Origin of the sequence: Azospirillum endophyticum, assembly GCF_016595245.1 — a bacterium.
GTDB lineage: Bacteria > Pseudomonadota > Alphaproteobacteria > Azospirillales > Azospirillaceae > Azospirillum > Azospirillum endophyticum.
Genome location: NZ_JAENHM010000073.1, coordinates 734,780 through 757,658, shown reverse-complemented (window position 1 = coordinate 757,658; position 22,879 = coordinate 734,780). Strand labels below are relative to the sequence as shown.

Below are 22,879 nucleotides of genomic sequence, written 5' to 3'. Positions count from 1 at the left end.
TTGCGCACATTATCCCTCCCCGCCGCCCTCGGCAAGAGCGCCCGGACCACTGTTTTCGCGGGTCTCATCACCCTTTTCGCGGCGCTTCCCGGCGCACTTCCAGCCTCGGCCCTGGGCCCGCAGGACATCGCCATCTACCGCGAGGCCTTCAGGCTCGCCGCCGATGAACGGCTGGCGGAAGCGCTGGCCGCGGCATCCGCTGCCCAGGACCCGTTACCGGCAAAGGTTTTGCGCTGGATCGCGCTGGCCAATCCCGGCGGCGGCAGCTTCAGCGACATCGCCGCGTTCATCGGCGAGAATCCGGACTGGCCGAACATGGCGGCTCTGCGCCGCCAGGCGGAGATGGCGATGCCCGACATCCCGCCGGCCGAGGTGGTGGAGTGGTTCCGCCAGAACCCGCCGGCGACCAATGACGGCTTCGTCCGCTATGCCGACGCGCTGATCGCGATCGGCAGCACGGAGCGTGCAACCACCCTGATCCGCAAGCAGTGGGCCGACGGCAGCTTCACCGCGGACGAGGAAGCGACCTTCCTTTCCCATTATACCCCCTACCTGCGCCAACAGGACCACAAGGCCCGCATCGACCGGCTGCTGTGGGCCAAGCAGGAGGCGCCGGTGCGCCGCATGCTGCCCTTCTTCGACGAGGCCTACGACGCGCTGATCGAGGCGCGGATCGCGCTGGACGGCGACAGCGCGGGCGCCGCTGCGGTCCTGTCGCGCGTGCCGCCCAGCCTGCTCAATGATCCCGGCCTGATGTTCGACCGCGCCCGCTACCTGCGGCGCAAGGGCGATGATGCCGGCGCGCTGGAGATCATCGCCCAGGCTGGCACCGACATGGGCCGTCCGCAATCCTGGTGGTCGGAACGCCATCTGCTGGCCCGGCGGGCGATGGAACGCGGCGACTACAACCTCGCCTACCGGCTGGTCAGCACCAACGGCATGAGCGAGGGCAGCGCCTTCGCCGATGCGGAGTTCCTGTCTGGCTTCCTGGCGCTGCGCTTCCTCGACAAGCCGTCGGAGGCCTTCGCCCATTTCCACAAGCTCTACCGCTCGGTCACCGCCCCGATCAGCAAGGCCCGCGGCGCCTATTGGTGCGGCCGTGCGGCGGAAGCCCTTGGGCAGGCCGGGACGGCGCGCGACTGGTACGCCAAGGCGGCGACCTATCCCACGACCTTCTACGGCCAGCTGGCTTTCCGCCATGTCTCCGGCGGCGCGGTCACCCTGCCCACGCCGCCGACGGTGTCCGGCGCCGAATCAGCCGCCTTCAACAAGCGCGAGGTGGTGCGCGTCGCCCGGGTGCTGGCGGAGATCGGCGGGAACGCCGCCGACCAGACGACCAGCTTCGTCCGTCGCATCAGCCTGGACGCCAAGACCCCGGCCGACTATGTGCTGGCGGCCAAGCTGGCGAGCGACGTCGGCCGCCGGGACCTCGCCGTCGCCGCCGCGAAGGACGCCGCCCAGAACGACGTGTTCCTGGTCGAGGTCGGCTATCCGATGATCGACACGCGGCCTTCGGCGCCGGAACTGGCGCTGATCCACGGCATCATCCGGCAGGAAAGCACCTTCAACCCCACCATCGTCTCGTCCGCCGGTGCCCGCGGGCTGATGCAGCTGATGCCGACGACGGCACAGCTGGTGGCGGGAAAGCTCGGGCTCAAGCACACGAACGCCCGGCTGACTTCCGATCCCGTCTACAACGTCACGCTGGGCTCGGCTTACCTGGCCGACCTGATCGACCGCTTCAACGGGTCCTGGGTGTTGGCGATCGCCGGCTACAACGCCGGTCCGAACCGCGTGCGCCAGTGGATCCAGACCTATGGCGACCCGCGCACCGAGGCCGTCGACGTGGTCGACTGGATCGAACTGATCCCGATCTCCGAAACCCGCAACTACGTCCAGCGCGTGCTGGAGGCCGTCCAGGTGTATCGCGCCCGCTTGACCGGCGATCGGACTGAGCCGAACCTCGACAAGGACTTGCGGCGATGATCCGGCGGCGATCCTGATTCGGGCGTCGTCGCCCCCTGCATCGATCACGGCGACGGCCCCTGCCATCGGCGAACCGATCGCAGGGGCCTGCTCCCCGTCAACCCATCACGCCGTCGTCGGGTTCGGCATGCCCGGCATCGGCTCGTCGGCGGGCGGGGGAACCTCCGGCAGGATGCCGGGATTGTCCGGAACCGGATAGGGGTCGGGCGTCGTCGGCCGGCCGGGTTGCGGCGGATTGGGGTTGGACGGAGGCGGAATCTCGCCGGGGGTGGACGGCTTCTGCGGATCGCTCATGCGGAAACTCCTGGAAATGTGATGCCCGTCGCGGGACAGCCCTGTGATAACGCCTCAGTCGACGGTCCGTTCAATCGCCCGGCCACCAGCCTGGACGTCCTGCCCGGCCCCCTCCACCGTGTTGCAGCCGGTCAGCATGGCCGCAAGCGCCATCAGGAAGGTCAGGATCACCACCTCGCGCGCGGGGAACGGAATGGCGCGGGCGGTGGCGCGCTGCCTGCGGTTCTTGGCGTGCTGCATGGTGTCTCTCCGGTCTGGGGTGAGGGGGCTTGGGGAGATGGGAATGAGCGATTGTCCGGGGATCGTTCGTCTCTGTTTCTGACAACGCCGCCGCGGCGGCTTGGTTCCGCCCTTGTCCCCGTCGCCATGCAGGGAATGCAACGGTCCTTTCGAGGCGGCTGAAATCCTTGACGCAGTACGCCCACCGGGCAAGATGACCGGCTTTTGCGCAGTCTGCCCACTTCCCAGTCAAACCTTACGGTCCCGCGGCACGGCGCAGGCTGCGAATCCGTCCATCCCGTCCGTCACCGTCATGCCGCCACAGGTCCAGTCATGAGCACCGCAACCCTGCCCGCCCCCGATCCGTTGCGTGTGCGCCTCGCCGCCCATGTCGGCGAACTGCTGCGGCTGGCGGCGCCCGTCATCGTCTCCCGCGCCGGGCTGATGGTGATGATGGCGGTCGACACCGCCATCGTCGGACGCTTCTCCGCCCAGGAACTGGCCTATTACGGGCTGGCCCACCTGCCGGGCAACATCATGGTCGGCACCGGCGTCGGTCTGCTGATGGGCACGGTGATGATCACCGCCCATGCCTTCGGCGCCGGGACCGATGCCGAATGCGGACGGGCATGGCGCCGGTCGGTCCCTTACGCGCTGCTGCTGGGGGTACTGTTCGCGTTGGTCTCGCTGCTGGGCGACCCGCTGTTCCAGGCCGGCGGGCAGACGCCGGAGATGGCGGCGGGCGGTGCCCATGTGCTGGCGGTGCTGGGGATCGGGGCGCCTGGCATGATGCTCTACATCACCACCGGCTTCTTCCTGGAGGGCATCAAGCGCCCGCTTCCCGGCATGGTCGCCATGGTGATCGGCAATTTCGTCAACGCGGCGCTCGCCTGGGCGCTGGTGTGGGGGCATCTCGGGCTGGAGCCGCTGGGTGCGGTCGGTTCGGCCTGGGCGACCACCATCGTGCGCTGGGCCATGGGGCTCGGGCTGGTCGCCTATGTCTGGTGGATGCGCGACCATGACCGCTGGCAGGTCCGCCTGCCGGTGTCGGACTGGTGGAGCGGCGCGGCGCGCCAGCGCCATCTCGGCTATGCCGCCGGGCTCAGCATCGGGGTGGAGAGCGGGGCGTTCGGCGGGCTGGGCCTGTTCGCCGGCATGATCTCCCCTCTGGCGCTGGGCGCCTACACGGTCGGGCTGAACCTGACCGCCCTGCCCTTCATGGCGGCCGTCGGCCTGGCCTCGGCCACGGCGGTGCGGGTCGGTGTGGCCTATGGCCGCGGCGACCGCAGCGACATGGCGCTGGCCGGCTGGACCGGGCTCGGCGTCACCAGCGCCATCCTGGCCTGCGTCGGCATCCTCTACCGCAGCCTGCCCGATGCGCTGGGCGCGATCTACACCAACGATCCGGACTTGCTGGAGGCGGTGGTGCCGCTGATCGCCTTCACCGCCTGGATCCTGATCGCCGACGGCGGACAGACGGTGATGGCGAATGCGTTGCGCGGTCGGCACGATGCCTGGATCCCCACCGCGCTGCACTTCTTCTCCTACGCGGTGGTGATGATTCCGGTGTCCGGCTTCCTGGTCTTCGGTCTCGGGCACGGTGTCCACGGCCTGTTCGAAGGAATCCTGATCGCCAGCCTGGTGTCGGTCACCATCCTCTCGCTTCGATTCGCGTATCTGAGCCGACGCTGACCGGGGCTTTCCAGCCCCGAATCATTGTGTGCAATTGCGAGAGTTGCTATATTTCCTGGGCAAAACCTTCGGCCCGCAAGGCCGGTGACTGCCGCGGATTCGTCAAGCGGCGGCGCATACGAAGAATGAGTGTCCTGCTTGAGCAATACGCCCCTTCCTCCCGCCTCCGACATCGCGCCGATCAACATCGAAGACGAGATGCGGAAATCGTATCTCGACTACGCGATGAGCGTGATCGTGAGCCGTGCCCTGCCCGACGTCCGCGACGGGCTGAAGCCGGTTCACCGGCGCATCCTCTACGCGATGAAGGAGGGCGGGTACGACTCGACCAAGCCCTATAAGAAGTCGGCGCGCATCGTCGGCGACGTGATGGGTAAATACCACCCGCACGGCGACAGCGCGATCTACGACGCCATGGTCCGCATGGCGCAGGACTTCTCGATGCGCCTGCCGCTGATCGACGGCCAGGGCAATTTCGGCTCGATGGACGGCGACCCGCCGGCGGCCATGCGCTATACCGAGGCGCGCCTGGCCAAGGCGGCGGAAGCGCTGCTGGACGACATCGACAAGGACACCATCGACTTCCAGGCCAGCTACGACGATTCGGGCCGCGAGCCGACCGTCGTCCCGGCGCGCTTCCCCAACCTGCTGGTGAACGGCGCCGGCGGCATCGCCGTCGGCATGGCGACCAACATCCCGACCCACAATCTGGGCGAGGTGATCGACGCCTGCTGCGCCTACATCGACAATCCCGACGTCACGCTCGACGAGTTGATGGATCATGTGCCCGGCCCCGATTTCCCGACGGGTGGCCTGATCCTCGGCCGCTCGGGCAGCCGGGCGGCGCTGCAGACCGGGCGCGGCTCGGTCATCCTGCGCGCCAAGACCCATTTCGAGGAGGTGCGCAAGGACCGCACCGCCATCATCGCGACCGAGATCCCCTATCAGGTCAACAAGGCCAAGCTGATGGAACGCATCGGCGAGGTCGTGAACGACAAGACGATCGAGGGCATCGCCGACCTGCGCGACGAATCCGACCGCGACGGCGTGCGCGTTGTGGTCGAGCTGAAGCGCGACGCGGTTCCCGACGTCGTGCTGGCCCAGTTGTTCCGCCACACCCAGCTCCAGACCTCCTTCGGCGTCAACATGCTGGCGTTGAACGGCGGCCGTCCGGAGCTGATGAATCTCCTGCAGATCATCACCGCCTTCGTCCGTTTCCGCGAACAGGTCATCACCCGGCGGACCGAGTTCCTGCTGGGCAAGGCGCGCGAGCGGGCGCACACCTTGGTCGGTCTGGCGGTCGCCGTCGCCAATTTGGACGCGATGATCCAGCTGATCCGCAGCGCCCCCGATCCGGTCTGGGCGCGCGAGGAGATGATGAACCGGGAATGGCCGGTCCATGAGGTCGGCCCGCTGATCGAGCTGATCGACGAGCCGGGCCGCGGCGTCAGCGAGCAAGGCACCTACCGGCTGTCGGAAGTCCAGGCCCGCGCCATCCTCGACCTGCGCCTGCACCGCCTGACCGGGCTGGAGCGCGACAAGATCGGCGCCGAGCTGACCGACGTCACCGACCAGATCGCCGATTTCCTCGCCACGCTCGCCAACCGGCCGAAGCTGATGGGGATCCTGCGCGACGAGCTGGTGGAGATGAAGGAGCGGTTCGGCAACCCGCGCCGCACCGAGATCCAGGATCTGGAGTTCGAGGCCGACATCGAGGACCTGATCCAGCGCGAGGACATGGTCGTCACCGTCAGCCAGTCCGGCTACGTGAAGCGGGTGCCGCTGTCGACCTACCGCGCGCAGAAGCGCGGCGGCAAGGGACGCGCCGGCATGTCGATGAAGGCGGAGGATGCGGTCAGCGATCTGTTCGTCGCCAACACCCACACGCCGCTGCTGCTCTTCTCGAACCGCGGCATGGTCTACAAGCTGAAGGTCTACCGCCTGCCGCTGGGCAACCCGCAGGCGCGCGGCAAGGCCTTCGTCAACCTGCTGCCGCTGATCGACGGCGAGACCATCACCACCGTCCTGCCGCTGCCGGAGGACGAGGCCGCCTGGGCCGATCTGCACGTCGTCTTCGCCACCTCCAAGGGCAATGTCCGCCGCAACCGCATGTCGGACTTCGCCAACATCCGCTCCAACGGCCTGATCGCCATGAAGCTGGAGGAGGAAGGCGAACGGCTGATCGGCGTCCACACCTGCTCGGAGACCGACGACGTGCTGCTGGCGACCCGCGGCGGCAAGTGCATCCGCTTCCCGGTCGACGATGTGCGGGTCTTCGCCGGCCGGACCTCCACCGGTGTCCGCGGCATCCGGCTGGCCGACGGGGACGAAGTGGTGTCGCTGTCGATCCTGGCCCATGTCGACGCCACCCCGGAGGAGCGCGCCGCCTTCTTCAAGAGGAAGCGCGACGAAGGGCTGGAGATGGAGGGCGAGGCCGCGCCGGAAGCCGACGAGGTTCCGGCCGACAGCGTCACCCTGTCGCAGGAGCGCTACGAAGACCTGAAACAGAAGGAGCAGTATATTCTCACCGTCTCCGACCGCGGCTATGGCAAGCGCAGCTCGTCCTACGAGTATCGCACCGCCGGACGCGGGGGCCAGGGCATCTGGAACATGGAGATGGGCGAGCGTAACGGCTCCATCGTCGCCTCCTTCCCGGTCGAGTCGAACCATCAGGTGATGATGGTCACCAACGGGGGCCAGGTGATCCGCATGCCGCTGCACGACGTGCGGGTGGCCGGCCGCAAGACGCTGGGCGTCACGCTGTTCCGCGTGGGGGCGGACGAGCGTGTGGTGTCCGTCGCCACCATCGCCGAGGAAGAAGGCGAGAATGGCATCGATACGGGCGTCGAGACTGGCGATGACGCCAACGGTTCGGTCGATCCCACCGGCGATGCCGGCGGGACCGCCGCACCGAACGAATAACGGAAGGGCGTAGAGGGGAACTTCCATGGCGACCAGCCAGACCGAGACCAGCACGGGTCGTCGAATCGGTGTCTATCCCGGCACCTTCGATCCGATCACCAACGGTCACATGGACATCATCCAGCGAGCCGCCCGTCAGGTCGACCACCTGATCATCGGCGTCGCGCGGAATGCCGGCAAGGGGCCGCTCTATTCCACGGACGAGCGGGTGGCCATGGTTCGCGAGGACGTGGCCGGGCTGAACGCCGGCGGGGCCAGCATCGAGGTGCGGGCCTTCGACAATCTGCTGATGCATTTCGCCATCGAGATGAACGCCCGCGTCATCATCCGCGGCCTGCGCGCCGTCTCGGACTTCGAGTATGAATTCCAGATGGCGGGCATGAACGCGCGGCTGAACCCGAAGGTCGAGACGATCTTCCTGATGTCCTCCGAGAAGCACCAGTTCATCTCCTCCCGTTTCGTGAAGGAGATCGGGCGGCTGGGTGGGGACATCCGGCATTTCGTCTCCGCCCGCGTCGCCGAACGGCTCGCCGAGCGCTTCGCCCTGGAAGCCGGCAACGGCACCGGTCCGACGACCAGCCAGACCTGACCGGACCGGCTTGGCCTGATCCGGCCCAATGGGCTTGATGGCAAAATCATGCATCCGCCATCAAGCCCATGGTTGACCTTTCAGGCGCGTCTTTCTATGGTGCGCCCACTTCCGGCGGGGGGTCAGCTTCCCACCGCCGCGCTGGATGATCCGGTAGCTCAGTCGGTAGAGCACGTGACTTTTAATCATGTGGCCGTGGGTTCGAATCCCACCCGGATCACCATTCCTTCAATGACTTAGCGGCATCTTCAACGAGAGTGTCAAACTCTCCTCGCGCCGCGTGTCAAACTCCCTGTTCCTGTGGTGTGCCTTTCTGCTGGTTCAGCCTGAACGCCTCCACCTAGCAAATCGCACTGCTGGCCTGCTCGCGATCGGGCATGCGCGACCGAAACGGCAAATCTCCGAAGTCGGCGACGCGAGCTGAACAGCTTATGCTCCGCACTTACCAGCACGTCGTTGTTCGCACCACTCTCCAGCTCCGCAATATGGTTGGGCAATAGCAAGGACGTCACGTGCGGCCGCATTGAGGGCCGTCGGCGACCGCCACGTTGCTGGTAACCGGCAGCATGTCGACTTCCTTCGGCAGCGTAGGCGCCATGGGCCGCCAGTGGCGTTGGTGAAAGCTCCACAGCTTCAGGACCTACCAACGTCATCGCCAAGCTGGGACCCTACGAGAGCCTTGGCAACCGAACCGGCCCTCTTTCCGCGACCTCCGTCTCACTCTGTCCGCGACGATGGGAGGCGGACCAGCATGTCATCACCCGGTTGCGCCCCAAGCCATTCCCGCCGCGGCCTGGGCGACGCTATCTGTCGATGCTGGGCACTCCAGGCCGCGGGGGCTGACGACATCCACAGGAACGTCCGACGTTCTGGAAGCGACTATCGCCGTCGGCTACCTGAACAAGGCCAGTGGATAGATGGTGTGCGCAAAGCCGCCCGCCTGCCAGCGCTCAGGATGGATTGAGGAGCGCCCCCGGAAGGACCCAAAAGCGAATCGTCAAACACTGCCTTGAAGTGCCCCGACCATCGCGGCGCGAAGCGTCTCTGGCGAGCATGGCATCTCAAGGAGAATGCCGCCGATTTCGCCGGCCTTCCATCGCTTGAGCAAGGCCAGGTCACCGGTCACTCCGATCCAAGGCAGCGAGCAGCCGATTTCCGCTTCGAAGCGCTCTGCCAACTGGTCGCCGGTTTGCCGCCCATCCGTCGGCGGCAGAAGCAACAGGGTCGGTCGTAGATTGTCGGCGCGAATGCTCGAGATCAGTTCATCGATGCTGTCGCCCGCGACCACCCTGCAGTCCCAGGATTCCAGCAGAGCCTCCACACCCAGGCGCAGGACCGCGTCCCGCTCCAGAACAACGACGGTGTTTCCTTTGATCGTCGACACGGCGCAATTCCAACCTGTTTCAGGGCGAGGCGGAAGACTTCCGACTTCGGAAACCCGTGAACGCGTGGAATGTTGTCTACGATCCCATTTTTGTCATTAACGTGTGATAACCACGATCGATCGAAATCCGGGAAACGCGGAGTTCACCAAAATGGCGACCGCCGGCATCGCATGGCATGTAGCGCCATGCGTGACTCGGCATCCCGTAACTGCTTCGATGAAATGACTTTTTGCCCTTGCCCGATTGGCAAGGATCGCCGTCGGCTCCGCGCCGCCAAGGCGTCGGCACGAACGGCGCAACTGTCTTGATGCATGGATTCAAAGCGCGGAAGCGCCTTGCTTCAATTCCGGTGGCGACCCCAGCTGGATTCGAACCAGCGACCTGCCGCTTAGAAGGCGGCTGCTCTATCCAACTGAGCTATGGGGCCTTGTCCCGGACCAAATCGCCGACTTTGCGACCTACGGCCGCGATCAGAAGCGCGGACGGTCGGTGCGGAAATTGTCGGCGTAGTTGCGCGGACGGACGCGGCGGACCGCCGCCTCCTGAACGGTGTAGCTCCAGCCCTCGCGCTCCGCGAACGCAATCGCCTCTTCCTTCGTCTCGAAGGACAGCCGCACCTGGTTCAGCGTGTCGCCCGAACTGGTCCAGCCCATCAGCGGTTCCGGACGGCGCGGCGTCTCGATCTCGTAATCCAGCATCCAGCGGTGAGTCTTGGCGCGGCCGGATTGCATGGCCGTCTTGCTCGGCTGATAGATCCGGACGTTCATGGCTCGCTCGTCTCCCACAAATGCCTGAAGTCGCGTCCCGCCGCTGACGGCATGGACGCGGAGTTGTCCCTCGGCGATGGTCGGGGCGCCCGGATTCGAACCGGGGGCCTCCAGTACCCAAAACTGGCGCGCTGACCAGACTGCGCTACGCCCCGTCGCCGCGTTGTGAGATACACGAACGGCACGCCCACGGCAAGCGAACGGCGCACCGTTCTCGCGGTCTTTCTCCATCCGCCTGCCGCGCCGGGCGACTGGTGCGGCGTTCGGTCGCTCATCAGCCCGTCTTCAACACCGTTCCGGATCCGTTTCGTTGCCATCGATCACCCCTGCCCCGCTTGTCGTCACCCTGTTCCTGCCCGACCTCGCCGACCGGCCGGATCGCCGCTCGGCCATCGCGCTTGCCCATGGATTGCTGCGCGCGGCCGCGGCGGTGGATGTGGTGGCGCCGATGGGCGGCGGGCCGTTGCGGGCGGCCCTGGCCCCGGCCATCGGACAGATCGACCTCGCCAAGCGGCATGCCGCGACGTCCGCCCTCGCCCTCGCCCGCGTGCTGGCCGAACGGAGGCCGGCGCTGCTGGCGACGCCACGCGAGGTGGCCTGGGTCGGCAGGCTGTCGCTATGGCTGGCGCGCAGCAGCGCGCGGCTGGTCGTGCTGGAGGGCGACGCGGAAGCCGACCTCTCGGCTATTCGTGCCGCAGCGCCTCGATGGGGTTGAGCTGGGCAGCCCGGCGCGCGGGGTAGAGGCCGAAGAACACGCCGACAAGGCCGCTGACGGCCACCGCCAGCACGACGGAATCGATCCGGATCAGCGTCGGCCAGCCGGCCAATGCGGCGACCCCCATGGCGGTGCCGATGCCCAGCGCCACGCCGACCGCGGCACCGATCAGCGACAGCGTGGTCGATTCGATCAGGAACTGTACCAGGATGTCGCGCCGCCGCGCCCCGATGGCGAGCCGCAGCCCGATCTCCCGCGTGCGCTCGGTCACCGAGACCAGCATGATGTTCATGATGCCGATGCCGCCGACCAGCAGCGAGACCGCCGCGACGGCCGCCAGCAGGAAGGACAGGGCGCGCGACGACGCGTCGCGGGTGGCGGACACCTCCGACAGGTCGCGCATCCAGAAATCGTCGTCCTGGCCGGGGATCAGCCGGTGGCGCTGGCGCAGCAGGTCGCGAATCTGCGCCTGCGCCTCGGCCATGTCGCTGCCGTCCCGCATCTTCACCACCATGGTGTGGATGAAGCGCGGGTTGCTCTTCGCCATGCCGGGGATGTTGCGCTTGGCCGTGGACAGCGGCACGAAGATGACGTCGTCCTGGTCCTGCCCCTGGGTGTTCTGCCCCTTCTCCGCCAGCACGCCGACTATGGTCAGCGGGGTTGAGAACACCCGCACCGGCTCCCCGATGGGATCGCCGCCGCCGAACAGGTTGCGCACCACCGTCTGCCCCAGCACCACGACCTTGTTCGCCTGTGCCACGTCCTCGTCCGACAGGCCGCGCCCCATCGCCACATCCCAATCGCGGGCCTCCATATAGTCCGGGGTGATGCCGAACAGCACCGTGCCCCAGTTCTGGTTGCCGGCGACGATCTGCAATCCCCAGCGCACCGATGGTGCCGTCACCACGACGCCCGGGATCTCCGCCAGCACGGCCAGCGCGTCGTCCTCGGTCAGCGACGAGGCGGTGCCGGCGCCCAGTTTGACTCCACCACGGGCGATGCTGCCCTGCCCGACCATGATCAGGTTGGTGCCAAGGCTGGCGATCTGGCGCAGCACCTGGTCACGCGCCCCGGCGCCGACCGCGACCATGGCGATCACCGCAGCCACGCCGATGACGATGCCCAGCATGGTCAGCGCGCTGCGCAGCGGGTTCGCCCGCAGCGAATCGAGGGCGGCACGCAGGGCGTCCCAGGCGGTCATGCCGCGATCTCCGGGTCCCGGCTCTGATCGTCGATCAGGCGGCCGTCCCGGAATTGCAGGACACGGCTGGCAAAGCGGGCAACCTCCGGCTCGTGCGTCACCAGCACGACCGTGATGCCGCGGCGGTTCAGCCGCTGGAACAGACCGATGATCTCCAGGCTGGTGGCCGTGTCGAGCGCGCCGGTCGGCTCATCGGCGAGCAACAGCAGCGGGTCGTTGACCAGGGCGCGGGCAATGGCGACACGCTGCTGCTGCCCGCCGGAGAGTTGGGTCGGCCGGTGCCCGGCGCGCGCGCCCAGCCCGACGGACTCGAGTGCAGCCAATGCCTTCTCCAGCCGAAGGGCATGACCGACGCCGGCATAGACCATCGGCAACATCACGTTGTCGATTGCCGACTGGCGCGGCAGCAGGTTGAAGGATTGGAAGACGAAGCCGATGCTGCGGTTCCGTACCGCCGCCAGCGCATCGGAGGACAGCCCGGCGACCTCCGTTCCATCCAGCCGGTACCGGCCGGCATCCGGGAGGTCCAGGCAGCCGAGCAGGTTCATGAATGTGGATTTTCCGGATCCGGACGGCCCCATCACCGCAACGAACTCGCCACGGCGGATGGTGACGGTGACGTCGTCCAGCGCATGGACGGTCTGCGGCCCCATGCGGTAGTGGCGGGTGAGGTTCCGGACGGCGATCAGGGGAGCGGGTGGAGCGGGATCAGAAGCCAAGGCGCGGCCCCCGGCGGGTGTCGCGTTCGGCGGAAAGGATGCCGGTGATGACCTCCTGCCCGGCGCGTAGATCGCCCGTCACCACTTCGGTGAAGCTGCCGTCGCCGATGCCGAGCCGGACCGGCACGCCGACCGGGCTGCCGTTTCCGGGACCCGGCACCCAGACGGTGCGGATCGCTTCGGCCGACCGGCCGGGATCGACCAGCATCTCGAAGCGGTCGCGCTGGGCCGGGTCGAGCAGCCCGGCCATCCTTTCCAATGTCGCGGTGCGGATCGCGTTGGCCTCCGCCCGGCGGCGTTCCGGGTCGCCGCCTTCCGCATCCAGCGCGGTGAAGCGGTCACGGGCTTCGGCGACCAGGGACGAAAGGTCGCGGCGCCTCGTCTCGTCCAGTTTCAGCCCCTCGATCACCCGCCTCGCCGCGGCCTCCAGCGCCGCGGCGCCGCGACCGCCGTTCACGCCGCCGGTGGTCGGTGCCGGTGCGTCGGCGGACGTCTCGACGCCAGCCTCGACGCCGGGCGGGCGGAAGCGCAGGGCGGCGTTGGGCAGTTTCACCGCCGACGGCCGTTCGTCCACCGTGATCCGCAGGTTGGCGGTCATGCCGGGCAGCAGCCGAAGATCCGGATTCTCCACCGTGATGACGACGATGTAGGTGACGACGGTCATGTCCTCCTTCGGCGCCAGCCGAACCTGGGCGACCCGGCCGGAGAAACTGTCGCCGGGAAAAGCGTTGACGGTGAAGCGCACCGGCATGCCTTCGCGCACCCGGCCGATGTCGGCCTCGTCGATGTTGGCCAGCACTTCCATCTGCCGCAGATCCTGGGCAATGGTGAACAGGGTGGGTGCCGACAGGCTCGCCGCCACCGTCTGTCCGGTGCTGACGGCCCGGTTGACCACCACCCCGTCGATGGGAGAGCGGATGACCGAGCGGTTCAGGTCGACACGGACCAGCTGCAAGGCGGCTTCGCGCTGGGCGACCTGGGCGCGGGCGACCTCCACCTGGGCGGCGGCGACCGCCAGCGAGGCCTCGGCGGAGGCCGCAGCCGCTTCCGCCTGCCGTTTCTGGGCGCGGGCGGCGGTCAATTGGGCTTGGGCACTGTGGGCCGCCGTTTCCGCCTTCTCCAGATCGGCGGCGGCGACCACGCCGCGGCCCTGCAGGTCGCGCCGGCGCCGCAGGTCGCGCTCCGCATCGCGTTGCGCAAGCTCGGCCCTGATGATCTGCGCGTCGGCGTTCGCGATGCTGGCCTTGGCACTGGCGAGATCCGCCCGTGCCTTGTCGAGCAGGGCCTGCTGCTGGACGAGCGCCGCCTTGGCGGAATCGACGTCGGCACCGGCTTGGGCCAGGCGGGCGGCCAACTGGTCGCCGTTCAGCCGGGCGAGGATCTGCCCGCTGGTGACCCGGCTGTTGAAGTCGGCATACAGCTCCGCGATTTGGCCGGAGAGCTGCGAGCTGACCTCCACCGTCACCAGCGCGCTCATGGTGCCGGTGGCGGTGATGGCGCTGACCAGGGGGCCCTGCTCGATCCGCGCCAGCCTATAGGTCGGCCCCGGCTCCGCCCGTGCCAGCACGACATAGGCGGACATGCCGGCCGCGGCGCTGAGCGCCAGCCCGAGAAAGATCGCCGCCCGCCTGCCCATCCCAGCCCTCCGCGCCACCGCACCCGCGCGATTGATCTGGGGGAGTTTACGCGAAAGTCATGGGCGGAGGATCGTCTTTCCCCTTACGGCTTGGCGATGTCGGTGGAGACCACCCGGTCGCCGGGGCGGATGCCCAGCCGCGAGGCCATGCCGCCGTTCAACTCCAGGATCGCCTTCACCGGCCCGTCGGAATTGACGGAGTCCAGAGATTCCGGCACCGCGCGCTCGTGAATGTTCACGATGCGGCCGTCGGCGGCGACGAACAGCATGTCCAGCGGGATCAGCGTGTTCTTCATCCAGAAGCTGGCCGGCTGCACCCGGTCGTAGACGAACAGCATCCCGGCGTCGGCCGCCATCGACTGGCGGTACATCAATCCCTGGGCTTGCTGACCGGGGGTCAGTGCCAATTCGACGTCGAAGCGGAACTTGCCGCCGCCCGCCGTCTCGATGGTCAGCTTGGATTTCTGAAAGCTTTCCAGCGCCAGCGCCGGGAAGGCGACCACCAGCAGCAGGAGCACGGCAACCGTACCCCGAATAGACCGACCGACCATCATGCATGCCCCCGAGATGGCGAGAGACCCGAAAGTCCAGGCGAGGCGCCAGTGAAGCACGGCACCTAGCCCTGGCCAAATTAAGCCTGTTTTATGACTTCGCCAGACGGTCGAAGGCCTGGAGCTTGGTCAGCAGGGCCGGCATGTCCGTCAGCGGCACCATGTTCGGACCGTCGCTGGGAGCGCAATCCGGGTTCTCGTGCGTCTCCATGAAGACGGCGGCGACGCCGACCGCGATGGCGGCACGGGCCAGAACCGGGACGAATTCGCGCTGGCCGCCCGAGGTGGTGCCCTGCCCGCCCGGCTGCTGGACGGAATGGGTGGCGTCGAAGACCACCGGGAAACCGGTCTGCGCCATGATCGGCAGGGACCGCATGTCCGACACCAGCGTGTTGTAGCCGAAGCTGGCGCCGCGCTCGCACAGCAGCACCCGCTCGTTGCCCGAGGCGACCAGCTTGGCGGCGACGTTCTTCATGTCCCACGGCGCCAGGAACTGGCCCTTCTTGACGTTCACCGCCCGGCCGGTTTCGGCGGCGGCGATCAGCAGGTCGGTCTGGCGGCAGAGGAAGGCCGGGATCTGCAGCACGTCCACCGCCTTGGCGACGGGCGCGCATTGGCTGGACTCATGCACGTCGGTGATGACCGGGCAGCCGAAGCGTTCGCGGATTTCCGCGAAGATCGGCAGCGCCTTGTCCATGCCCAAGCCGCGCGCGGTGGTGATGGAGGTGCGGTTGGCTTTGTCGAAGCTCGACTTGTAGATCAGCCCCATGCCCAGCGCCCGGGTCATCTCCACCAGGGCGGACGCCGTCTCCATCGCATGGTCGCGGCTTTCCATCTGGCAGGGGCCGGCAATCAGGACGAAGGGGCGGTCGTTGGCGATGGTCAGGTCACCGACCTGGACGGGGCGCGGCGTGGTCATGGGAGTGCTCCAAAACGAAAACAGGCGAGAGGGCGCCGCCCTCCCGCACTCGCCCGCCACGAAGCGGGGCAAGGGCCGGAAGACCCTTGCATCCCACTATTTCAAAAGACGGTCAACGGCGCTGGCGTCAGGCCAGATGCGTGTGGAAGAACTCGACCGTCAGGCGGTTCGCCTCGTCGGCGGCATCCTTGTCGTAATGCTCGCCGCCGGGGCGGGCGAAGGCATGGTCCATGCCGGGATAGACCTTGGCGGTCACCCATGTGTTGTCCTTCACCCCGGCCACCACCGCGTCGCGCTTGTCCGGGCTGGAGAATTTGTCGTTCTCCGCGATGTGCAGCAGCAGCGGCTTGGCGATCTTGTCGGCCTCCCCCAGCAGCCCTTCCAGCCCGACGCCGTAATAGCCGACATTGGCCTCGGCATCGGACCGCGTCGCCATCATGAAGGCCAGCCGGCCGCCCAGGCAGTAGCCGACCGTGCCGGCCTTGCCGGTGCTGCCCTCCTGCCCGCGCACCCAGGCCAGCGCCGCCTTCAGGTCCTCGACCGCCTTGTCCTGGTCCATGCCGTTCAACAGGGCGAAGGCCTGGTTCCACTCCGCTTCAGTCTTGTCGGTCAGCTGCACGCCCGGCTGCTGGCGCCAGAACAGGTCCGGGCACACCGCCAGGAAGCCCTGCGAGGCGTACCAGTCGCACATCTCGCGCATCACGGCGTTGACGCCGAAGATCTCCTGGATCACCACCACCCCGCCGGCGGGGGTCACCTTGGGCTTGGCGACATAAGCCGAAAAGCGGCCGCCGTCGGCGGCCCCGATCATCACCTCGGACATGGCGTCCTCCTCCTTCCGTTGGCAAATCCGCCCCTGATATGGAGCGGACTTGCCCGCGGTCACCCCGCCTTTCGTCAGAAGCCGAGGCTGACGCCGACGAATCCGCCGTAGTCGCGCCGGTTCTCCTCGCCCAGCCGGGCATTCAGGCCCAGCGTGCCGGTCACCGACTCCGCCAGCTTGAAGGAGGCGCCGGCTGCCAGATCGACGTAGGTACGGTCGGGCTTTGCCACCGCCACGTCGTAAGCCAGGGTGGAGATGCTGCGGCTCTCCACCATAATGTTGCGCTGGTCGTCCTTGAACTCCCGGTTCAGCGTCACCTTGGCGTAGGGAAGGACGCTGCCGAAATCATAGGCCGCCTGGTAGCCGACGCTGCCGACCAGCGAGTTGCGGGTCTGCGAGCGGTAGGTGAAGCCGAACAGGCTGCTGTCCTCGCTGAAGCCCTCCACCTCGACATGCTGGTAGCGCAGGCCCAGGACCGGGCCATGGGTCAGCCCGCCCATGGTGAAGTCGTACCCACCCTCCATACCGATGGACGCATTGATCCCTTCCGTGCTGCCGCCGGTGGAATGGTCGGTGCCGTTGATGGTCACGCCGCGCCGCAGGTCGTAATCGGCGAAGCCGAAGGACCCGACGCCGTTCACGAAGGCGCCGCCCACGCGGTAGACTCCATAGCCGCTCAGCACATATTCCCGCTGCTTGTAGTCGCCGCCGGTGGAGAAGCTGCCGCGGTAATGCGACGCCGTGCCGGCCACGCCGAGCAGCAGGTTCTCGGTGAAGCGCTTGTCGATGCCGACGCTGACCGTCAGCGGCGTGCCGCGCACCTCGGCCTGCCCGCCGGCGCCGGGGTCGCCGGTGCGGTCGCCGGTCAGCCGGCCGACGCCGCCGCTGATCCAGGCGCCGCTGGTGCCGGGCTTGCGGCTCCACAGGCTGGTCGCCGCCTGGGCGAGGATGGTGGCGGTCAGCCGGTCGCGGGTATGGATCGGCGATTCGGCGAGCTGCGCCACGTTGCCGGGGGCGGTCAGCGCATTCAGGACGAAGTCGGACACCGCGCGATGCCCCGCCGTCGTCGGGTGGACGCCGTCGGCGAACAGATAGTTCTGCGCCGCGTTCGGCGCCACCAGGGAGGCCGGGGTGCAGAGCAGAGAGCTGCTGGTGGTGCAGGCGGTGCCGGTGACGTTGGCGAAGCCGAAAGACACCGGATCGGCGACCGCCGCCCGCAGCAGGGCATAGGTATCGATCGGGATGACGGACACGCCGGCATTCGCCAGCCCGAGCGTGACGAGCTGGTTATAGCCGCTGACGAGCTGCGTGATCTGCGCCGCCGCCGCGGCGCCCTGCGCCAGTCCGGAGGGGGTCGATCCGATGTCCGGCACCGTCGGCACCAGGATGGTGCGCGCACCGGCCGCGCGCAGCCGCGCCACCTGCGTCACCAGATCGCCGGCCGCCTGGGTCACCGTCGCCTGGGCGGTCGCCGGGTTGTTGAGTGCGGTGAAGATATCGTTGGCGCCACCCCAGACGGTGTAGAGCGCGTTCGGATCGGCACGGCCGCCGGTTGAGGCGAGATAGCCGGAGATCTGCCGCGCGACGCTGGGCGCGAGCGCCGTCGGGCCGGTTGCCGGAAAGCCGACCGAGCTGTTCACCCGCGCGCCGCCGACCGCATAGTCGGTGCCGCCCCGCGCCGCCGTGGTCGCGGTGGTGCCGAGCGCGCCGGCGAGGTTTTCCGCCCAGACCGGCCCCGGGTTGGTGGTGAACTTGCCGCCGACCGGCAGAAGCGGCTGGAATGCCCCGCTGTCGGTCAGGCTGTCCCCGAAGAAGATGGTCGAGGAATAGTCCGCCGCCTTGGCCGGGATTGCGACGAGCGCGGTCAGACAGGTGGCGAGAGCGGCGATCCTGACGCGATTCATGGGTCCCTCCCCGATCCGATTGTTTGGTTGTGCGATTTTCAAAGGATCGTTGCACAAGGGTGCCGGGAGAGCAAGGAAGGTGACGTATAGGGAAGGCTATGGGCATGAAAAAGCCCCGCCGTCTCGGGCGGGGCTTTTTCGTGTCTCGGGCGGTCCGATTTCGACCGCCAAACGGTCAGACCAACCGGCTCTGATCGATGGCCGCCTTGATGAAGGCGGTGAACAGCGGGTGCGGCTCGAAGGGCTTGGACTTCAGTTCCGGGTGGAACTGCACGCCGATGAACCAGGGATGGTCGGGGATCTCGACGATCTCCGGCAGTTCGCCGTCGGGCGACAGGCCGCTGAACCGCATGCCGCAGCGCTCCAGCCGCTCCTTGTAATAGACGTTCACCTCATAGCGGTGGCGGTGCCGCTCGGAGATGTCGGTGGTGCCGTAGACCTCGGCGACCTTGCTACCGTCCAGCAGCTTGGCCGGATAGGCGCCCAGCCGCATGGTGCCGCCCAGGTCGCCGACCTCGGCACGGCGTTCCAGCGTGTTGCCGCGCATCCACTCCGTCATCAGGCCGACGACCGGATTGCCCGGCTTGCCCAGCTCGGTGGAACCGGCATCCTCGATCTTCGCCATGTTGCGGGCGGCTTCGATCACCGCCATCTGCATGCCGAAGCAGATGCCGAAATAGGGCACCTTGCGTTCACGCGCGAACTGCGCCGCCCGGATCTTGCCTTCCGTCCCGCGGGAGCCGAAGCCGCCCGGCACCAGGATGCCGTGGACGTTCTCCAGCCGCTTCACCGCCGCATCGTCGTCCTCGAAGATCTCCGAATCGATCCAGTCGAGGTTGACCTTGACGTTGTTGGCGATGCCGCCATGGGTCAGCGCCTCGGCCAGCGACTTGTAGCTGTCGAGCAGGCTGATGTACTTGCCGACCACCGCGATGGTGACCTCGCCCTGCGGCTTGCGCACCCGGTCCATGATGCGGGTCCAGCGCGACAGGTCCGGTTCCTTGTCGGTCGGCAGGCCGAAATAGCTCAGGACCTGGGTGTCGAAGCCTTCCTCATGGTAGCTGATCGGCACCTGATAGATCGACTCGACGTCCAGCGCCGCGATCACCCGCTCCGGACGGATGTTGCAGAACAGCGCGATCTTCTTGCGCTCGTTCTCCGGGATCGGGCGGTCGGCACGGCACAGCAGGATGTTGGCCTGGATGCCGACGCTCAGCAGTTCCTTCACCGAATGCTGGGTCGGCTTGGTCTTCAGCTCGCCGGCGGTCGGGATGTAGGGCAGCAGGGTCAGGTGGATGTAGAGGACATTCTCCTGACCGACCTCGTTGCCGAACTGGCGGATCGCCTCCAGGAAGGGCAGCGACTCGATGTCGCCCACCGTGCCGCCGATCTCGATCAGGACGAAGTCCTCGTCGGTGGCGTCGGCGCGGATGAACTCCTTGATCTCGTCGGTGATGTGCGGAATGACCTGGACGGTGCCGCCCAGGTAATCGCCGCGCCGCTCCTTGGCGATCACGGTGGAGTAGATGCGGCCGGTGGTGATGTTGTCGCCCTTGCGGGCCGACACGCCGGTGAAGCGCTCGTAATGGCCGAGGTCAAGGTCCGTCTCGGCCCCGTCGTCGGTCACGAAGACCTCGCCGTGCTGGTACGGGCTCATCGTGCCGGGATCGACGTTCAGGTACGGATCCAGCTTGCGCAGCCGCACCTTGTAGCCGCGCGCCTGGAGAAGCGCCCCAAGCGCCGCCGATGCCAGACCTTTGCCCAGCGAAGAAACGACGCCACCGGTGATGAAGATGTAGCGAGTCATGTCCGTCCGAAGAGCTTGAGAGCTGTTCCCTGTCCCCGAAGGGGACGGATGCCGATGTCCCGGAAGGGGACGAATGTCAAAACCCCCCGAAGGGTCGCCGCCGGAACATCCTGTCACGGCCGACGGCCCTCAAAAGAAAGAGGCGGCTTCGGGGAGGCCGCCTCTCTGTCCGCTCGCACCCGTGCGCTGGGATGATCCCTTTACTGGGACACCGGCGGCGCGGGCTGGGCCGGAGCGGCCGGCTGCGCCGGGGCCGCCGGAGAGGCCGGCAGCGTGTCGATGATCGACGCCGGGCGCGAGTGGCCGCCGGCCATGATCGCCAGCACGATGCTGGTGGCGAAGAAGCAGCCCGCCAGAATGCCGGTGGTCCGCGTCAGCAGGTTGGCCGTCCCCCGGGTGCTCATCATGCCACCCATGGTTCCGCCGCCGATGCCGAGTCCGCCGCCCTCCGACCGCTGGATCAGGATCACGCCGACCAGCCCGACGGCGATCAGCAGGTGAATGACCAGAATCACCGATTCCATGCGATGCTCACCCCACACCCATCCCAAAAATCGAATAGCGCGCCACAGGCCGTATCATGGGCCCGTGGCGCGCGCCCATTGTTTGTACCGCGCCATCACGCGATATGCCAGCGCCAAAATATCCACGCCATATCCGTTGGCGGCATGGCTGACACCGGCCGGCGCGATGTCCCGGGGAGAGGCACCGTCAGCGGCAGGCGGTGCCGATCGCCCAGAAATCCTCGGCCTTCAGCGCCGCCCCGCCCACCAGCGCGCCGTCGACATTCTCCACCGCCATCAGTTCCGCCGCGTTGCTCGGCTTGACCGAACCGCCGTAGAGGATGCGGACCTTGGCGGGTTCGGCGATCTTTCCGGCCAGTTCGGCCCGGATATGGGCGTGCATCGCCTTCACGTCGTCCGGAGTCGCGGTCTTGCCGGTGCCGATCGCCCAGACCGGCTCATAGGCGATGACGGTATTCTCCGCCGTCGCGCCGGCGGGGATGGAGCCGGCGAGTTGGCCCGACACGACGGTATCGGCCTGGCCGGCGTCGCGCTGCGCCTCGGTTTCACCGACGCAGACGATGGCGACCAAGCCCTCCCTGTGCGCGGCGACCGCCTTGGCGTTGACCACGGCATCGCTTTCGCCATGGTCGGCGCGGCGCTCGGAATGGCCGAGGATGACGAAGCGGCAGCCGGCATCCTTCAGCATGGTCGGCGCCACGTCGCCGGTATGGGCACCGGAGGTCTTCGGCGCGCAGTCCTGGCCGCCCAGCGCCAGCGGGCTGTCGGCGATCGCCTCGCCGACCGGGAACAGCAACGGGAAGGGCGGGCAGACCAGCATGTCGAAAGCGACAGGCCCGGCCCCCTTCAGCCGACCGGCAAGGTCGGAGGCAAGGTCCAGCCCGTCGGCCTTCAGCCCGTTCATCTTCCAGTTTCCGGCGATCAGCTTCCGGTTTGCGGTCATGGTCGTTTCCTTCTTGTCGCGGCTCTATACGGGAACTTGTGGAACGTTCTTGGCCTCTCGTGACCAAAGCCCATAGCAAGCCCGTCCGGGAATTTCCACCCACCCGACCGGTGCACCCACCCAAGGTGCGGTGGGCGGGACATCGTGTAGCACCCCGCCTATTCCGTCCTCTGCATCCTGGCCGAAGCGCCAAGTTGAAGATGCCCCCATCCGGAATAGGATCAATCGGGACGCACCATTCCCCAACGCATCATTTCCACGCGGCGAAGGCCTGACCCCATGAAGAACTTCTCGGACCTGACGGAAAAGGAGCTGCTGGCGCTCGCCATCGCCCTGGAGGAGGAGGACAGCCGCATCTATGACGAGTTCGCCCATGCCCTCTCCGACAATTATCCGGACACGGCCAAGCTGTTCCGCGCCATGGCATCGGAGGAGAGCGGTCACCGCCACCGGCTCCTGGAACTGTTCCGCGCGCGCTTCGGCGACCATATCCCGCTGATTCGGCGCCAGGACGTGAAGGGCTTCGTCGAGCGTAAACCGGTCTGGCTGATCCGCCCGCTGGGTCTGGACACCGTGCGCCGACAGGCCGAGTTGATGGAGGCGGAGACCAAACGCTTCTATGCGCGCGCAGCCCAGCGGTCGCAGGATGCCGCCGTCCGCCAGCTTCTGGGCGATCTGGCCGAGGAGGAGCGGCGGCACGAGGCCAAGGCCGAGCGGCTGGAAGAGAGATACGTCTCGGCGGAGGTGCGGGAGCACGAACACGAATCGGAGCGCCGCCTGTTCCTCCTGCAGGTGGTTCAGCCGGGACTGGCCGGCCTGATGGACGGATCGGTGTCCACCCTCGCTCCGCTGTTCGCCGCCGCCTTCGCCACCCAGGACAGCCACGAGACCTTCCTGGTCGGCCTGGCCGCCTCGATCGGCGCCGGCATCTCCATGGGCTTCGCCGAGGCGCTGTCCGACAACGGGTCACTGACCGGGCGCGGCAGCCCATGGTTGCGCGGGCTGGTTTGCGGCGCCATGACCACGCTGGGCGGGCTTGGCCACGCCCTGCCCTACCTGATCCCGCATTTCTGGACGGCGACCGCCGTCGCCATGGCCGTGGTCGCGGTCGAACTGGCCATCATCGCCTGGATTCGCAACCGCTACATGGACACGCCCCTGCTGTCCGCGGCCTTCCAGGTGGTGGTCGGCGGCCTGCTGGTTTTCGGCACCGGGATCCTGATCGGCAGCGCCTGACCGCCGGGGGAAAAGCCGGTTGCCCGAATGAGCTTCTCCTTGTAACC

At 67.5% G+C, this 22,879-nt stretch carries 20 protein-coding genes and 3 tRNA genes; 7 read left to right on the top strand and 16 right to left on the bottom strand.

Features of this window, described 5'->3' with window-relative positions; translation table 11 throughout:
• Positions 1 to 1,986 carry a lytic transglycosylase domain-containing protein gene (locus JHL17_RS30415; protein ID WP_211113587.1) on the top strand — a complete coding sequence of 662 codons (1,986 nt, stop codon included), beginning with the start codon at positions 1 to 3 and terminating at the stop codon, positions 1,984 to 1,986.
• A 105-nt stretch (positions 1,987 to 2,091) separates the two neighbouring features.
• Here the strand turns inward: JHL17_RS30415 and JHL17_RS30410 are convergent, their stop codons facing one another.
• A complete protein-coding gene (locus tag JHL17_RS30410) occupies positions 2,092 to 2,280 on the bottom strand; it encodes a hypothetical protein (RefSeq protein ID WP_149197050.1) in 189 nt (62 codons plus the stop codon).
• Between the two features lie 54 nt (positions 2,281 to 2,334).
• On the bottom strand, positions 2,335 to 2,520 hold the full coding sequence (locus JHL17_RS30405; RefSeq protein WP_200198338.1) for an entericidin A/B family lipoprotein: 186 nt from the start codon (positions 2,518 to 2,520) through the stop codon (positions 2,335 to 2,337).
• A gap of 312 nt (positions 2,521 to 2,832) precedes the next feature.
• Between JHL17_RS30405 and JHL17_RS30400 the strand changes: the two genes are divergently transcribed.
• From JHL17_RS30400 to JHL17_RS30385, 4 genes are all read left to right on the top strand, one after another.
• The gene (locus tag JHL17_RS30400; RefSeq protein WP_200198337.1) at positions 2,833 to 4,191 is read left to right on the top strand and encodes an MATE family efflux transporter; all 1,359 of its coding nucleotides are present in this window, start codon (positions 2,833 to 2,835) and stop codon (positions 4,189 to 4,191) included.
• 138 nt (positions 4,192 to 4,329) lie between these two features.
• Positions 4,330 to 7,113, top strand: coding sequence for a DNA gyrase subunit A (gene gyrA, locus JHL17_RS30395; protein ID WP_200198336.1), 2,784 nt, complete (start codon positions 4,330 to 4,332; stop codon positions 7,111 to 7,113).
• 25 nt (positions 7,114 to 7,138) lie between these two features.
• On the top strand, positions 7,139 to 7,702 hold the full coding sequence (gene coaD, locus JHL17_RS30390) for a pantetheine-phosphate adenylyltransferase (RefSeq protein ID WP_200198335.1): 564 nt from the start codon (positions 7,139 to 7,141) through the stop codon (positions 7,700 to 7,702).
• A gap of 147 nt (positions 7,703 to 7,849) precedes the next feature.
• Positions 7,850 to 7,925: transfer RNA gene (locus JHL17_RS30385), tRNA-Lys, on the top strand.
• A gap of 774 nt (positions 7,926 to 8,699) precedes the next feature.
• On the opposite strand, the gene JHL17_RS30380 is transcribed toward JHL17_RS30385, so the two are convergent.
• The 4 genes from JHL17_RS30380 to JHL17_RS30365 form a co-directional block, all read right to left on the bottom strand.
• Complete coding sequence (locus JHL17_RS30380; protein WP_200198334.1) at positions 8,700 to 9,086, bottom strand: hypothetical protein; 387 nt, start codon at positions 9,084 to 9,086, stop codon at positions 8,700 to 8,702.
• Between the two features lie 351 nt (positions 9,087 to 9,437).
• Positions 9,438 to 9,514: transfer RNA gene (locus JHL17_RS30375), tRNA-Arg, on the bottom strand.
• Between the two features lie 43 nt (positions 9,515 to 9,557).
• Positions 9,558 to 9,854 (bottom strand): ETC complex I subunit, encoded by a 297-nt coding sequence (locus JHL17_RS30370; RefSeq protein WP_109050332.1) that lies wholly within the window; start codon positions 9,852 to 9,854, stop codon positions 9,558 to 9,560.
• A gap of 77 nt (positions 9,855 to 9,931) precedes the next feature.
• Positions 9,932 to 10,009 (bottom strand) — tRNA-Pro (locus JHL17_RS30365).
• Positions 10,010 to 10,164: 155 nt separating this feature from the next.
• Here JHL17_RS30365 and JHL17_RS30360 point away from each other — a divergent pair.
• Positions 10,165 to 10,569, top strand: a complete 405-nt coding sequence (locus JHL17_RS30360; protein WP_200198333.1) for a hypothetical protein — start codon at positions 10,165 to 10,167, stop codon at positions 10,567 to 10,569.
• On the opposite strand, the gene JHL17_RS30355 is transcribed toward JHL17_RS30360, so the two are convergent.
• The 10 genes from JHL17_RS30355 to tpiA all read right to left on the bottom strand — a co-directional run bounded on the left by JHL17_RS30355 (position 10,538) and on the right by tpiA (position 21,596).
• The gene (locus JHL17_RS30355) at positions 10,538 to 11,770 is read right to left on the bottom strand and encodes an ABC transporter permease (RefSeq protein WP_200198332.1); all 1,233 of its coding nucleotides are present in this window, start codon (positions 11,768 to 11,770) and stop codon (positions 10,538 to 10,540) included. The two genes, JHL17_RS30360 and JHL17_RS30355, sit on opposite strands and share 32 nt — an antisense overlap.
• Positions 11,767 to 12,489: an ABC transporter ATP-binding protein gene (locus tag JHL17_RS30350; RefSeq protein ID WP_247893895.1), complete on the bottom strand. Its 723-nt coding sequence runs from the start codon at positions 12,487 to 12,489 to the stop codon at positions 11,767 to 11,769. The genes JHL17_RS30355 and JHL17_RS30350 overlap by 4 nt, the downstream gene beginning before the upstream one ends.
• Positions 12,479 to 14,125 (bottom strand): efflux RND transporter periplasmic adaptor subunit, encoded by a 1,647-nt coding sequence (locus tag JHL17_RS30345; protein ID WP_200198331.1) that lies wholly within the window; start codon positions 14,123 to 14,125, stop codon positions 12,479 to 12,481. Before JHL17_RS30345 ends, JHL17_RS30350 begins: the two co-directional genes overlap by 11 nt.
• 83 nt (positions 14,126 to 14,208) lie before the next feature.
• Positions 14,209 to 14,643: a DUF192 domain-containing protein gene (locus JHL17_RS30340; protein WP_345773908.1), complete on the bottom strand. Its 435-nt coding sequence runs from the start codon at positions 14,641 to 14,643 to the stop codon at positions 14,209 to 14,211.
• A 124-nt stretch (positions 14,644 to 14,767) separates the two neighbouring features.
• Positions 14,768 to 15,595, bottom strand: a complete 828-nt coding sequence (kdsA, locus tag JHL17_RS30335; protein ID WP_200198330.1) for a 3-deoxy-8-phosphooctulonate synthase — start codon at positions 15,593 to 15,595, stop codon at positions 14,768 to 14,770.
• A gap of 127 nt (positions 15,596 to 15,722) precedes the next feature.
• Positions 15,723 to 16,418 carry a dienelactone hydrolase family protein gene (locus JHL17_RS30330; protein ID WP_200198329.1) on the bottom strand — a complete coding sequence of 232 codons (696 nt, stop codon included), beginning with the start codon at positions 16,416 to 16,418 and terminating at the stop codon, positions 15,723 to 15,725.
• Positions 16,419 to 16,492: 74 nt separating this feature from the next.
• A complete protein-coding gene (locus JHL17_RS30325) occupies positions 16,493 to 18,322 on the bottom strand; it encodes an autotransporter domain-containing protein (protein ID WP_200198328.1) in 1,830 nt (609 codons plus the stop codon).
• 175 nt (positions 18,323 to 18,497) lie between these two features.
• Positions 18,498 to 20,129 (bottom strand): CTP synthase, encoded by a 1,632-nt coding sequence (gene pyrG / locus JHL17_RS30320; protein ID WP_200198327.1) that lies wholly within the window; start codon positions 20,127 to 20,129, stop codon positions 18,498 to 18,500.
• A gap of 200 nt (positions 20,130 to 20,329) precedes the next feature.
• On the bottom strand, positions 20,330 to 20,653 hold the full coding sequence (gene secG, locus JHL17_RS30315; RefSeq protein ID WP_200198326.1) for a preprotein translocase subunit SecG: 324 nt from the start codon (positions 20,651 to 20,653) through the stop codon (positions 20,330 to 20,332).
• 187 nt (positions 20,654 to 20,840) lie between these two features.
• Complete coding sequence (gene tpiA, locus JHL17_RS30310) at positions 20,841 to 21,596, bottom strand: triose-phosphate isomerase (RefSeq protein WP_200198325.1); 756 nt, start codon at positions 21,594 to 21,596, stop codon at positions 20,841 to 20,843.
• A gap of 279 nt (positions 21,597 to 21,875) precedes the next feature.
• Here tpiA and mbfA point away from each other — a divergent pair, with 279 nt between their 5' ends.
• On the top strand, positions 21,876 to 22,832 hold the full coding sequence (gene mbfA / locus JHL17_RS30305; RefSeq protein ID WP_200198324.1) for an iron exporter MbfA: 957 nt from the start codon (positions 21,876 to 21,878) through the stop codon (positions 22,830 to 22,832).
• Positions 22,833 to 22,879: the final 47 nt, after the last annotated feature.